At 54.2% G+C, this 12,878-nt stretch carries 16 protein-coding genes; 11 read left to right on the forward strand and 5 right to left on the reverse strand.

Annotated features, from left to right (window positions below; genetic code table 11):
• Nucleotides 1-8 precede the first annotated feature (8 nt).
• The 7 genes from CD000_RS00200 (at nucleotide 9) to CD000_RS00230 (ending at nucleotide 6,603) form a co-directional block, all read left to right on the forward strand.
• Complete coding sequence (locus CD000_RS00200) at nucleotides 9-311, forward strand: YunC family protein (RefSeq protein ID WP_011232452.1); 303 nt, start codon at nucleotides 9-11, stop codon at nucleotides 309-311.
• A gap of 53 nt (nucleotides 312-364) precedes the next feature.
• Nucleotides 365-1,111 (forward strand): sporulation protein YunB, encoded by a 747-nt coding sequence (gene yunB, locus CD000_RS00205; RefSeq protein ID WP_096224625.1) that lies wholly within the window; start codon nucleotides 365-367, stop codon nucleotides 1,109-1,111.
• 856 nt (nucleotides 1,112-1,967) lie between these two features.
• Entirely contained in the window at nucleotides 1,968-3,164 is a 1,197-nt protein-coding gene (locus CD000_RS00210; protein WP_096226204.1) for an ABC transporter substrate-binding protein, read from the forward strand.
• 105 nt (nucleotides 3,165-3,269) lie between these two features.
• Nucleotides 3,270-4,148: a branched-chain amino acid ABC transporter permease gene (locus CD000_RS00215; RefSeq protein ID WP_096224626.1), complete on the forward strand. Its 879-nt coding sequence runs from the start codon at nucleotides 3,270-3,272 to the stop codon at nucleotides 4,146-4,148.
• Nucleotides 4,149-4,164: 16 nt separating this feature from the next.
• Nucleotides 4,165-5,100: a branched-chain amino acid ABC transporter permease gene (locus tag CD000_RS00220; protein WP_096224627.1), complete on the forward strand. Its 936-nt coding sequence runs from the start codon at nucleotides 4,165-4,167 to the stop codon at nucleotides 5,098-5,100.
• Nucleotides 5,101-5,113: 13 nt separating this feature from the next.
• Nucleotides 5,114-5,893, forward strand: coding sequence for an ABC transporter ATP-binding protein (locus tag CD000_RS00225; RefSeq protein WP_011232447.1), 780 nt, complete (start codon nucleotides 5,114-5,116; stop codon nucleotides 5,891-5,893).
• 2 nt (nucleotides 5,894-5,895) lie between these two features.
• Nucleotides 5,896-6,603, forward strand: coding sequence for an ABC transporter ATP-binding protein (locus tag CD000_RS00230; protein ID WP_011232446.1), 708 nt, complete (start codon nucleotides 5,896-5,898; stop codon nucleotides 6,601-6,603).
• 248 nt (nucleotides 6,604-6,851) lie between these two features.
• On the opposite strand, the gene CD000_RS00235 is transcribed toward CD000_RS00230, so the two are convergent.
• Nucleotides 6,852-7,841 (reverse strand): M23 family metallopeptidase, encoded by a 990-nt coding sequence (locus CD000_RS00235; RefSeq protein WP_096224628.1) that lies wholly within the window; start codon nucleotides 7,839-7,841, stop codon nucleotides 6,852-6,854.
• Nucleotides 7,842-8,007: 166 nt separating this feature from the next.
• On the opposite strand from CD000_RS00235, the gene lipA reads away from it, so the two are divergent.
• Nucleotides 8,008-8,904 (forward strand): lipoyl synthase, encoded by an 897-nt coding sequence (gene lipA, locus CD000_RS00240; RefSeq protein ID WP_013144325.1) that lies wholly within the window; start codon nucleotides 8,008-8,010, stop codon nucleotides 8,902-8,904.
• Nucleotides 8,905-9,026: 122 nt separating this feature from the next.
• Here lipA and CD000_RS00245 read toward each other — a convergent pair whose 3' ends face one another.
• Nucleotides 9,027-9,713: a YhcN/YlaJ family sporulation lipoprotein gene (locus CD000_RS00245; protein WP_096224629.1), complete on the reverse strand. Its 687-nt coding sequence runs from the start codon at nucleotides 9,711-9,713 to the stop codon at nucleotides 9,027-9,029.
• Nucleotides 9,714-9,825: 112 nt separating this feature from the next.
• On the opposite strand from CD000_RS00245, the gene CD000_RS00250 reads away from it, so the two are divergent.
• Nucleotides 9,826-10,101 carry a YutD family protein gene (locus CD000_RS00250; protein WP_013144326.1) on the forward strand — a complete coding sequence of 92 codons (276 nt, stop codon included), beginning with the start codon at nucleotides 9,826-9,828 and terminating at the stop codon, nucleotides 10,099-10,101.
• A gap of 204 nt (nucleotides 10,102-10,305) precedes the next feature.
• Here CD000_RS00250 and CD000_RS00255 read toward each other — a convergent pair whose 3' ends face one another.
• Nucleotides 10,306-10,599, reverse strand: coding sequence for a hypothetical protein (locus CD000_RS00255; RefSeq protein ID WP_011232441.1), 294 nt, complete (start codon nucleotides 10,597-10,599; stop codon nucleotides 10,306-10,308).
• Between the two features lie 58 nt (nucleotides 10,600-10,657).
• Nucleotides 10,658-10,930, reverse strand: a complete 273-nt coding sequence (locus tag CD000_RS00260; RefSeq protein ID WP_011232440.1) for a DUF3055 domain-containing protein — start codon at nucleotides 10,928-10,930, stop codon at nucleotides 10,658-10,660.
• 98 nt (nucleotides 10,931-11,028) lie between these two features.
• On the opposite strand from CD000_RS00260, the gene hepT reads away from it, so the two are divergent.
• Together hepT and CD000_RS00270 are read left to right on the forward strand one after the other, a co-directional pair.
• Nucleotides 11,029-11,466 (forward strand): type VII toxin-antitoxin system HepT family RNase toxin, encoded by a 438-nt coding sequence (gene hepT / locus CD000_RS00265; protein ID WP_011232439.1) that lies wholly within the window; start codon nucleotides 11,029-11,031, stop codon nucleotides 11,464-11,466.
• 24 nt (nucleotides 11,467-11,490) lie between these two features.
• Nucleotides 11,491-12,261: a TIGR01457 family HAD-type hydrolase gene (locus CD000_RS00270; RefSeq protein ID WP_020753752.1), complete on the forward strand. Its 771-nt coding sequence runs from the start codon at nucleotides 11,491-11,493 to the stop codon at nucleotides 12,259-12,261.
• A gap of 83 nt (nucleotides 12,262-12,344) precedes the next feature.
• Here the strand turns inward: CD000_RS00270 and CD000_RS00275 are convergent, their stop codons facing one another.
• Complete coding sequence (locus CD000_RS00275; protein ID WP_096224630.1) at nucleotides 12,345-12,842, reverse strand: phosphatidylglycerophosphatase A family protein; 498 nt, start codon at nucleotides 12,840-12,842, stop codon at nucleotides 12,345-12,347.
• Nucleotides 12,843-12,878: the final 36 nt, after the last annotated feature.

Below are 12,878 nucleotides of genomic sequence, written 5' to 3' on the forward strand. Positions count from 1 at the left end.
CTGCGGCGATGGTCGAAGTGAAGCCGATCATCATTGACGGACATCCGTTTATTGCTGTGTCCGTCCAGCTGCCGAAAACGAATTTGTTGGCGGTGGCGGGTGAAAAAGGGTACATTATGTGCGGAGCGCTCGATGTGGCGCTGTTGAATGAGAAATTGCGTGATCGCGGCATTATCGCCGGGCGGGCGGTCGGGGTGCGTACGATTGAACAGCTGCTCGAGGCGCCGCTCGAATCGGTGACAGTCGCCGCTTTGGAGCTCGGCATTGAAGAGGGAATGAAAGGAAGAGAGGCGCTGTTGAAAATGCGGTGAAAAAATCCCTCCTTGCAAGCATACATATAGCTTGTAAAGGAGGGATTTTCATTTTGTTGCGCCCCCGATTCGTGCGGAAGGGGCCGCTCCCGTTCCGCTATGTGTTTTTATTGACGTTCGTTTTTTTTATGTTCTCGACGGCGGTAAGCCTTTGGATTGTCAATAAAGGCATTGAGCCGGTGCTCATGGAGATTGCGGAAACGGAAACGAAGCGGATTGCCAACTTGGTGATCAATAACGCCATTGAGCAGCAGTTTCAAAAAGACAACCCTGAATTTCGGCAGCTGGTCACGGTTCAAAAGGACGAAAGCGGCAAAATTGTGTCGGTCGATTTTGACACCGCGGTGATCAATCGCATCTTATCGGAGACGGATGATCATGTGATGGAAAGCTTAAAGGCGGCGACAGAAGGACGGCTTGAACGGATGATCCTTCCCGAAGTCGAGTCCGGAACTGGAAACAGCCGCGGCATCATTTATTACATTCCGCTTGGAAAAATCACGGATAATGCCCTCTTGGCCAACCTCGGCCCGCGCATTCCGGTGCAGTTTCAGATCGTTGGCAATGTCGACTCGGAAGTGACGAAAGAAATTCGAGCGTATGATATTAACAGTTTTTTTATTGAAATTGATATTCATGTATCGGTCGACATCCAAGTCGTCATTCCTTTTGCATCGAAAATTTCCAATGTGACAACAGATATTCCAGTTGTGATGCGCTTTATTCCGGGAGAAGTGCCGCAATTTTACAACAAAAACGGCGGTCAAGTCGACCCGTCCATCCAGCTTCCGAAGCGGTAGTGGGAAAGGCTGTCAATGCGCGCCTCTAAAAGGCCGGCGACTGTCATCTTCCTAAATCGATCGTTCTCGTTCGACTGTCGAAGGCAAGCCAAGGCGTGACGGAGGATCGAACAACCGCCTGCTTCACAGACCCATATATGGGTCTTTAAGCGGCGTTGTTCGGTCGCCCGACAGTCGATCAAATACTCGGGTAAAAGCTGCAAATGGCAAAGCTTCAAATTGCATCTATCCTGAAAATACCCGAACTTCAAAATGTGCAAGGTTTCAGAGTTCGACATAGCGGCATTTTCATCCCTTCGATGGTGACGAAATCTTTTTGTCATGGGAGTCTATATTAAGTTGCAATAAAGATTTTCCGATTGTTCGATTCTGTTTTCCTTCATAACAAGTCATTTTGATAGAATGCAGCGGGCGTTCTACTGGATGTAAAACAAAGTTTCAACTTATTATATATAGTTCCGTTAGGTTGACGGGTGCCCGCGTCAGCCGTTGGGAATGGTTTTGACAGAAACATGGAAATGTTATGCAAAAAAAGTGTTCTTCCCGGCGAAGGGGCTTTGGCTGTTTCTCTGGCGTTTGTCAAGAGGAAACAGCTTTTTTGTTTTTCAAATAGAAAACAACTAGACGAGTTGGTTCGAATTTTGTATTATTATATTAAATTGAAAATAGTTTTATTATTTACATAGCAGTTTGAGAGGGGGAATGAACGGCCGGCATCGGAAGGCATGCATCAGTTTGCGGCGCCATCCGGCGCGGCGCACGAGCGCACAAGGCAGACGGACTCTATCGATATAGTATGCAGAAAAAGGTGTGCGCTCTGGTGACAGAACATTTTGAACAATGGGGGGAACAAGAAATGAAGAAAAAAAGAGCAGCAGGTGTCTTTTTCTCATTGATGCTGACGGCGGGTCTTTTGGCCGGCTGCGGCGGCAACCAGCAAGGAGGCAGTTCTTCAGGCGGAAACAGCGGCGGAGGCGGGGGCGGCGATGTGATTAAAATCGGCGCCAACCTTGAGCTGTCCGGCGGGGTCGCGTCATACGGCCAGTCGATTGCGGAAGGGCTCGACTTGGCGCTTGAGGAAATCAACAAAGAAGGAATCAACGGCAAAAAGCTGGAGTTGGTGAAAGTCGACAACAAATCGGAAGCGGCCGAAGCGACGAACGGCGCGATCAAGTTGATCAGCCAGGATAAAGTCGTCGCCATCATCGGCTCGGCGACGAGCACGAACACGCTCGCTCAAGTGCAAGTCGCCAACGACAATAAAGTGCCGCTCATTACGCCGACAGGCACGAACCCGACGATCACGAACAAAGACGGCAAAGTGAACGAGTTCGTCTTCCGGACGAGCTTTATCGACCCGTTCCAAGGGACGGTGGCGGCCAAATTCGCCTTGAACGAACTGAAAGTGAAAAACGCGGCGGTGTTGATCGACAGCTCGAGCGACTATTCGAAAGGGCTGGCCGCTTCGTTTAAAGACGCGTTCACGCAAGGCGGCGGCAAAATTGTCGCTGAAGAGGCGTATGTCGCGAAAGACACCGATTTCCGTGCGACGCTGACGCGCATAAAATCAAAGAATCCAGAGTTCATTTTCCTGCCGGGCTATTATGAAGAAGTCGGCCTCATCGTCAAGCAGGCGCGCGAGCTTGGCTTGAACGTGCCGATCATGGGCGGCGACGGCTGGGATTCGCCGAAGCTGGTCGAGATCGCGGGCAAAGACGCGTTGAACAACACGTACATCACGAACCATTATTCGTCGGGCGACCCGGATCCGAAAATTCAAGAGTTTGTGAAAGCCTTTAAAGCGAAATACAACAAAGTGCCGGATGCGTTCAACGCACTTGGCTATGATACAGCCTACTTCCTGGCCGACGCCATCAAGCGGGCCGGCAGCGCCGATCCGGTGAAAATTAAAGACGCGCTGGCGCAAACGAAAGATTTGCAGCTCGTCTCCGGCACGCTGACGCTCAATGAAAACCATGACCCGATCAAATCGGCGGTCATTTTGGAATACAAAGACGGGCAGCAGCAATTCAGAACGAAAGTGAATCCGTAATGAAAGGCTGGATGGATGCATGGACGGGGGAGGCCCCTAAGGGGCGCCCTCCTGTCCGGCATTTCTTTTGGTCAACGACGAGTTTTCGTTAAGGAGCGTGCGATCATGGAACTCATTCAACAGCTGGTCAACGGCATTTCGCTAGGCAGCATTTATGCGCTCATCGCTCTTGGCTATACGATGGTGTACGGCATTGTTCGGCTCATTAACTTCGCCCATGGCGACGTCTTTATGGTCGGTTCATTCGTCGGTTTTTATGCCGTAACGATGCTTGGTGTCGGCTTTTTCCCGGCGCTTTTGCTGGCGATGGCCTCTTGCGCCGTGCTTGGGATGATCATCGAGCGGATTGCCTACAAGCCGCTGCGCAATGCGGCGCGCATCGCAGTGCTCATTACGGCGATCGGCGTATCGCTCTTGATTGAGTACGTCACGATTTATTTGCGCGGGGCCCAGCCGGAAGCGTATCCGAGCACGCTGCTGCCGGATCGGAACTTGGAGCTGTTTGGGGTTGTCATCAGCAGCCAGTCGCTGTTCATCCTCGGCACGTCCCTCGTTTTGATGATCCTTCTTCAGTTCATCGTTCACCGGACAAAAATCGGGAAAGCGATGCGCGCTGTTTCCCATGATGCGGAAGCGGCCCGGTTGATGGGAATCAACGTCGACAACACGATTTCGGCCACGTTCGCCATCGGTTCGGCGCTCGCGGGGGCGGCAGGCGTTATTTTCGGCATTTATTATACAAAAATCGAGCCATTGATGGGCATTCTTCCCGGATTAAAAGCGTTTGTCGCCGCCGTGTTGGGCGGAATCGGTATCATTCCGGGAGCGATGGTCGGGGGGCTTTTGCTTGGCGTCATCGAATCGCTCGTCAGCGGGCTCGGCTACTCGCTTTGGCGCGACGGAGTGGCGTTTGTCATTTTAATTCTCATTCTCATTTTCCGGCCGGCCGGATTGTTTGGCAAGAACGTACGAGAAAAAGTGTAAAGGATGGTAGGGGACAATGGCAACTTGGAAGCGGACTCGTGGATTTTGGGTTTCCGTCATACTGGCCTTCGCCTTTTTCGCTGTTGTCGAGTGGCTGATTGCAAGCGGGACGCTCAATGTGTTTTACGTCAACACACTCTTTTTCATGGCGATCAACGTCATGCTGGCGGCGAGCCTTCACTTGATCATCGGCATCACCGGACAGTTTTCGATTGGACATGCCGGCTTTTTCGCCGTCGGCGCTTACGCTTCAGCCGTCATGACGATGAAGCTAGAGCTGCCGTTTGCGGTCGGCGTCTTGACCGCTGGGATCGCGGCGATGCTCGCCGGCCTCGTCATCGGCGTGCCGAGCCTGCGTTTAAAAGGCGATTACTTGGCGATCGCCACGCTTGGGTTTGGCGAAATTGTCCGCATCGCGCTCTTGAACATCGATTACGTCGGTGGGGCGAGCGGCATGACGGTGACGCATATGACGACATGGCCGTGGGTGTTCGCCTGCCTGTTTGTCACGATTTTGGTGATCGCCAACTTCACGAACTCGACGCACGGACGGGCGTGCATTTCGATTCGCGAGGATGAAATCGCCGCTGATGCCATGGGGATCAATACGACGTATTACAAAGTGGCGGCGTTTGCGATCGGTTCGTTTTTCGCCGGCCTCGCCGGGGCGCTGTACGCCCATCACTTTTACATCATTCAGCCGTCGAACTTCGGCTTTTTAAAATCGTTTGACATTTTGATTTTCGTCGTGCTCGGCGGGCTCGGCAGCCTATCCGGCGCGGTGGTGGCGGCGGTGCTGCTGACGATCGTTTCGACGTTCTTGCAAAACTATCCGGAAACGCGGATGATCATTTACAGCATCGTCTTGATTTTGGTGATGCTGTACCGTCCAACCGGGCTGATGGGGACGAAAGAACTATCTTCGCTCTTCAAATGGCGGAAGGCAGCGTAGGGAGGAATGAATCATGGCGGCAAAAACACCGTTGCTTAAGGCAGAAAATGTCGGCATCCAGTTTGGCGGGCTGAAGGCGCTCTCCGGTGTGACGATGGAGCTGTATCAAGGGGAGCTTGTCGGGCTCATCGGCCCGAACGGCGCGGGGAAAACGACGCTGTTTAACTTATTGACGGGCGTGTATGTGCCGACTGACGGGCGGATTATGCTTGACGGCGAGACGTTGAACGGCCTGCCGCCGTATAAAATTACGCGCAAAGGGATCAGCCGGACGTTTCAAAACATTCGCCTGTTCGGCGAGCTGTCGGTGCTCGACAACGTGAAAGTCGCCTACCATGCGCACGCCCGCCATTCGATCGCGAGCTCCATTCTCCGCCTCCCGTCCCATTTCCGCGGTGAAAAGGAAATGGAAGAAAAGGCGATCGAGTTTTTGAACATTTTTCAGCTTGATGGCGTCATGCACGAGAAGGCGAAAAACTTGCCGTACGGCCAGCAGCGCCGGCTTGAGATCGCTCGGGCGCTGGCGGCGCAGCCAAAAGTGCTTTTGCTTGACGAGCCGGCCGCCGGCATGAACCCGCAAGAAACGAAAGAATTGATGAAGTTGATTGCGTTCATTCGCGAACGGTTTGCGTTGACGATTTTGTTGATTGAGCATGACATGTCGCTTGTGATGGGCATATGCGAGCGCATTTACGTGTTGGATCACGGCCAGCTGATCGCCGAAGGCACGCCGGAACAAGTGCGCAGCAACCCGAAAGTGATCGAGGCTTACCTTGGCGAGGAGGTGTCGTGACCATGTTGAAAGTGGATGGAATCGATGTGTTTTACGGCAACATTCATGCCTTAAAAGGCGTATCGCTTGAGGTGAACAAAGGCGAGATCGTCACGCTGATCGGGGCGAACGGCGCGGGGAAAACGACGCTTCTGAAAACCATTTCCGGGCTGCTTAGGCCGAAAAACGGCGACATCGTGTATGAGGGAGCCTCGATCGCCGGCAAGGCGGCGCAGACGATCGTCAAGCAAGGCATTTCCCACGTGCCGGAAGGGAGGCGCGTTTTCGCCAATATGACGGTCGAGGAAAACTTGGAGCTCGGCGCGTTTTTGCGCAAAGACAAAGAAGGCATTCAACAAGACTTTGCCAAAGTCTTTCAGCTGTTCCCGCGCCTTGAGGAGCGGCGCAAGCAGCTGGCCGGCACGCTTTCGGGCGGCGAGCAGCAAATGCTCGCCATCGGCCGCGCGCTCATGGCGCGCCCGAAGCTGCTCTTGCTTGACGAACCGTCAATGGGGCTCGCGCCGCTTTTGGTCAAGACGATTTTCCGCATCATTCAGGAAATCAACGAGTCGGGGACGACGATTTTGCTTGTCGAACAAAACGCCCATATGGCGCTCTCCATCGCCCATCGCGCCTATGTCCTTGAATCGGGGCGCGTCGTCTTGTCGGGAACGGCGAGCGAGCTGCAGGCGAGCGAGCAGGTGAAGCAGGCGTATTTGGGCGGGCATTGAGAAGCGATAGGCGGAAGAACGTCAGCGGAAAGCCGTTTCGGACGGTTGTGCCGCCGTGGAAAAAAGGCTGATTCCAACTTGGAGATCAGCCTTTTTCCGTCATTGCCGTTTCGGCCGGCGAACGCCGGCTGGGATGGACGGACGGGAAACATCGGCGTCCGGGACGTCTCTGCTCTTGAAAAAACATGCCGCTGATTTGGGCGGCTGGCGTTGGCGGAGAGAACCCCGTCGCGCCGGCCCCCGCGCGGCTAGCGGCGCCGTTGTTGCCGCTCGGCCCGCTCCCATGCTTTTAAGTGCGGGTACGGGTCAAACGCCCATTCGGTATAGCCGTTGTCTTTGTACATGCCGTAGTGAAGATGGGGCGGAAATTTCCCCGCCGTGCCGGGCGGACCGTAGCCAGAGCTGCCGACCGAACCGATGATCGTCCCCGGCTCGACGATTTGCCCCTCGCGAAGATCGGCGGCGAAGCCGTTCAAATGGGCAAAGTAGTGGTACGTGTTGTTGATGTCGCGGATGCCGATGCGCCAGCCGCCGTATTTGTTCCACCCTTTCAGCTCGACGATGCCGTAGCACGTCGAGCGCACCGGAACGCCGTAGCCGGCGAAAATGTCGGTTCCTTCATGAATGCGCCGCCCGCCCCAGCCGCGCGCATCCCCCCATGTATCGCGGTAGCTGTAATTGGCCCCTAGCGGAAGCGGAAACACGTGGTTGTCCAATTTCAACGTCTGATACTTTTTATAAATTCTCGCCTTTCCTAAAATCAAGTCGACGGTTTTGGCGCGTTGGTAATAGTTCCAAAGCGCGATTTTGATATGGCGGTGATCGATGCCGTACGTCTGCAAATAGCGGGCCATGGCCATGATCACATCGTCATCGTCATCCGCCCGCGCATAGCCGTCGCCGTCTCCGTCCACGCCAAGGCCGCCAAACTGGGAGATGGTGAACGGGTCTGTATCATGCGGGTTTTTGTTCAGCGGCCCGGCCCATATTTCCGGCTTCATATAAATGCCGAGAACGCCGGCTGGCTTGGGCAGGTCGCGGCGCACTTGCCGGACGTTTCGCTCATACTGGTCAATGGCCGCAAAGTAATACCACGGGATCAAGGAAACGGCTTCGGCCTTTTTGTACAGCTCCATTCGCTTTTCACACATCGCTTCTTCCTGTTCCGCCGCCGAAGCCGCGCCGGCGGCGATCCACAGCATCGCTGCCGCCGATATGGCGGTAAGCCATCGATGCACGCGTATTCCCCCTTTCCGCCCGTTTCATATGTTTAGTTTGGGGAGAAACGGGAATTTCATAAATGTTAAAAGGAGGAAAATCGTCTGATGGACGATTTTTTTGTGTTTTCCTGCGCTTTTCATTATAATGAGAAATGAACAATCATCGACAAGTGGAGTGAGAACGATGGCGACGAAAGAAGAACACGTCCGCAAGCCGGACTGGTTGAAAATCAAGTTGAACACGAACGAGAATTATATCGGTTTAAAGAAGCTGATGCGGGAAAACCGTTTACATACCGTTTGCGAGGAAGCGAAGTGCCCAAACATTCACGAATGCTGGGCCGTACGGCGGACGGCGACGTTTATGATTTTAGGCAGCGTCTGCACGCGCGCCTGCCGCTTCTGCGCCGTCAAAACCGGGCTGCCGACCGAGCTCGATTGGCAGGAGCCGGAACGCGTCGCGGAATCGGTGCGCATCATGAACTTGAAACACGTCGTCGTCACCGCCGTCGCCCGCGATGACCTCAAAGACGGCGGGGCGGCGGTATTCGCCGAAACGGTGCGCGCCATCCGCCGGAAAAACCCGTTTACGACGATCGAGGTGCTGCCGTCGGATATGGGCGGGGTGTATGAAAACTTGAAAATTTTGATGGATGCCCGCCCTGACATTTTAAACCATAACATCGAAACGGTGCGCCGCTTGACTCCAAGGGTGCGCGCCCGCGCGACGTACGAACGTTCGCTTGAGTTTTTGCGGCGCGCGAAAGAATTGCAGCCGGACATTCCGACGAAATCGAGCATCATGGTCGGCCTTGGGGAAACGAAAGAGGAAATCATTGAAGCGATGGATGACTTGCGCGCCAACCATGTCGACATTTTGACGATCGGCCAGTATTTGCAGCCGACGAAAAAGCATTTGAAGGTCGTGAAATATTACCATCCGGACGAGTTTCAAGAGCTGAAAGAAATCGCGTTGAGCAAAGGGTTCAGCCATTGTGAAGCCGGCCCGCTCGTCCGCTCGTCGTACCATGCCGATGAGCAGGTGAGCGAGGCGGCGAAAGCGCGGCAGTTGAAAGCGTAACATCCAACGAACGGCGCGAAAGCAAGCAAGCGTTGTTTCAGCGGCTGAAAGCATCATCCCGGCCGGATGAACGCGAAGAAACGGTCATGCCTTTCATAAAGAAGGCAGACCGTTTCTTTTCCCTAGCGCCCCGCTTTCGTCGCCCGCGGCGTGCCGTCGCGGAAATCGCGGTCTAATTCATCGTTTGTTTCGTTGATCATTTCGCCGTTTTCATTTTCCCCGTCGCTCAGTTTTTTCCCTTGCGGATATTTCAACATCCGCTGAATCGTCGCATCGAGAATTTGGTCGATGTTGCGCGTGTTCGAATCAAGGCGCCCGAAGCGCTCAATGTCCTTCATCAGCTGCGGATTGTCGGCGACATACACATGGTAGTAGCGGGGAACGGCGGAAAGCGCTGTTTTTTTCACTTGATCGGCCGTTTGCTGCCGGTTGTTCGTGTCCGCGTCATACACGACGAGCACTTCCTCATCCGTGACGAGCGTGGCGACGTCTTTGACGCCCGGCAGCTGGGTGCACAATTTGCTGATTAAATCAGCCGCTTTCTCGCGGTTGAAGGACGGCATGTCGTTATAGCCGTTTGCATCGCCGAGGGTCGGGCTTTTTTGATGGCGGACGTAGCCGAAGTTGTTCATCGGCGTGTCATCGCCGTTGGGCACCCCGTTTTCATTGTACAGCTCGTTGCGGTCGGTGACATTGATCGTGTTGCCGCTCCGCTTGTAAATATCGGTGTTTTCGTCCTGAGCCGTCTGCGCGCAGCCGGCTAGGGCGACGGCCGCTCCGAACGCAACGGCCAACCATGGTCGTCTCATCGTCAGCACCCCCTTCGCTTTTAGGGTGGCACACGGATGATGGTTTGATGACAGTAATTGATTGGGGGCGATGCATCGTTTATGATGGAAGTGGAAAGGCGAGGTGAGAACAGTGATTTGCATTAACAATCATTGTTACGAACTGGTGGAAAATGTGAAAAACGCCTTTAATGAAGAAGCCTTTCGCGCCCGATATGCGGACATTTTGGCGAAGTACGACTACATTGTCGGGGATTGGGGATACAACCAGCTCCGGTTGCGCGGGTTTTTTGACGACCATAACCAAAAAGCGACGTACGATACGAAAATCAGCACGTTGTCCGAATATTTGTATGAATATTGCAACTTCGGCTGCGCGTATTTTGTGCTGCGCAAGGTGAAACGATAACCGCGCCAGTGGACCGCGGCGCGGGAGAAGAGGCGGGAGCAAGAAACCGCTGTGCGGCGAAGGGCTCGCAAGGCGGGAAGACGACTCGCGGACAGACAAAAGACGGCGCGACATTCCTCATCGCTGCCGCATGGCGAGACGGCAAACGCGGCAGCCGCCATAGGCTGGGCGGCTGCTCCGTTTCTTTCGCTGTCCTGCTGAATGTCAAGGCTGCTCTTCCGTTTCATTGTACGGAAACTGTTCGCTCTGATGCGGATCGTCGTGCGGCGGGTGGGCGGCTGGGTCGCGCCTTGGAATGTTTTGGTGGAACGATTTAAACTCGTAGTTGAAGGCGCTGTAATGCCGCTGGCCTTCCTTCCAAGGCGTGCTTTTGTTTTCGACCGGCGCGTCGTCGCGGCGCGGCGAGCCGTACGGCCCTTCTGGGAACTCTTCAGCGGTCAAGAAATTGCGCTGTTTCTCGACGACGGAAAAATCGGCGTATGTTTCCCGTTCCGCCATTCGTCTCACCTTCCTTCGTTCGTGGGCTGTTTCATAAGATGCCCGAAACCGAGGAAGGTTATGAGAGATACTCCTCCAAAAAGGCGCGCAAATCGTTGGCATCTTGTTCATGAAGCTGGTAAGCGTGCTCGATATAGCCTGGCTCCTCCAAATCGTCGCGCCCGAGAATGGCAAAGCGGTTGCTTTGCAAGTCGAGCACGAGCCACTTCCCGTAAAAACGATCCGTTTCGATGAGCGCCAAATCAAACCGCTGCCGCTCGCCGACAAAGCTGACGAAGCGGACGGCCGCTTCGACGGTGTCGTCGTATAAATAAAACCGTTCACCCATCATTTGAGCCCCTCCTGTTTTTTCGTCTATGTCCATCATAGCAGACAGGCGGCGAAAACGGGAGACAGCAAATCGCACAAAGGAACGAGGAGGGATGACGGATGTATTTTGTCGATCGCAAAAAACTGGAAGAAACGCTCAGCTACATGGAACAAATGCTGGACCGTTACAAGGCCGAGGAGCGATGGGACGAGCCGCTTCGGCAATTGGCGCTCGAACGGATCGCTCATATCGTCATCGAGGCGGTGTTGGACGTCGGCAACGCCATGATCGACGGGTTTATTATGCGCGACCCGGGCAGCTATAACGACATCATCGATATTTTGGCTGACGAACAGGTGATCTCGCCGGCGGATGCTGACCGATTGAAAGCGTTCATTGCCCATCGGAAAATGCTTGTGCACGAATATGCGCGCGTCGATCACGCGAAATTGCTCGCCGATCTGAACGAACATTTGCCGGCGCTGGAGGCGTATCCGAAGGCGGTGCGCGCTTACCTTGAAAACGAGCTCGGCCCGGTGTCGGCGTTTCGCAATTGATGGCGGGAAAGGAGAGCAAATGCATTGAAACGATACAACGGCTACCTCATCGATTTGGACGGGACGATGTACCGCGGCACCGAATGCATCACTGAGGCGCGTACGTTTGTCAACGAGCTGCACCGCCGTGGCATTCCGTATTTGTTTGTCACGAACAATTCGTCGCGCACACCGGCGCAAGTGGCGGAAAAATTGCGTTCGTTCGGCGTGCCGGCCGAGGAGAAGCATGTGTTTACGACAAGCCAGGCGACGGCGAATTACATTTTTGAAAAAAAACCGGATGCTTCCGTGTATGTGATCGGTGAAGAAGGGCTCCAAACCGCCTTGGCGGACAAAGGATTCCGTTTGGCCGGCGAAGATGCGGATGTCGTCGTCATCGGGATTGACCGGCAAATTACATACGAAAAGTTCGCTGTCGCTTGTCTCGCTGTCCGAAATGGAGCGATGTTCATCTCAACCAACGGCGACATCGCCTTGCCGACGGAGCGGGGGCTGCTTCCGGGCAACGGGGCGCTGACGTCGGTCGTCGCTGTATCGACGCAGGTGAAGCCGACATTTATCGGCAAGCCGGAAAAAATCATTATGGAGCAGGCGCTCAAAGTGCTTGGCGTCCCGAAGGAGGACGTGCTGATGATCGGCGACTATTATGAAACCGACATTTTAGCCGGCATGAACGCTGGCATTGATACGCTTTTAGTCCATACGGGCGTTACGACAAAAGAAATGCTCGCCCGCTACGAACGGATGCCGACGTATACGGCTGATTCACTTTTGGAATGGCTTGACCGCTTGTAAACAACGCCGCTTTGCCAAAAAAGGCAAGGCGGCGTTTCATGTTGCTCGGCGCGGATGGAGGGCGCGCATGGGCGGAGCCGGCGTTACTCCGCATTGGCGGCCCGATGCGCCAGGCGGCTTGACGCCGCTGCGGCGATGGCGCCGACAATGTCGTCCAAAAACGTGTTGCATTTGCCGGTCGATTTATCATTTAAATATTGCAAAATGCCCGGTTTTTGCTTATCGATATATCCGTAGTTCGTAAACCCGATCGATCCGTACACATTGATGATTGACAGCGCCAAAATTTCGTCGACGCCATACAGCCCTTCATCGCGGCGGATGATCGACTGCAGCGGTTCATCGAGCCGACCGTTTTCGGCGAGTTTATCCAATTGGATGCCGGTTAGAATCGCATTTTGCACTTCGCGTTTCGAAATGACGCGGTTGACGTTTTCGATGCACTCCTCCATCGTTAAATCGGGATGATATTTTGATTGCAAGTAATAAACGAGCTCCGCAATTTTTTCCACGGTCACCCCCCGTTCCTCAAGCCAGCGCCGAGCCGTTTGTTCCAGATTGTTCATAATGAATTCGCTCATGAACTTCACCTGTTTCTTTTAGAAAGTCGTTTTCTA

It is taken from the genome of Geobacillus sp. FJAT-46040 (genome assembly GCF_002335725.1).
In the GTDB taxonomy this organism is placed as follows: domain Bacteria; phylum Bacillota; class Bacilli; order Bacillales; family Anoxybacillaceae; genus Geobacillus; species Geobacillus thermoleovorans.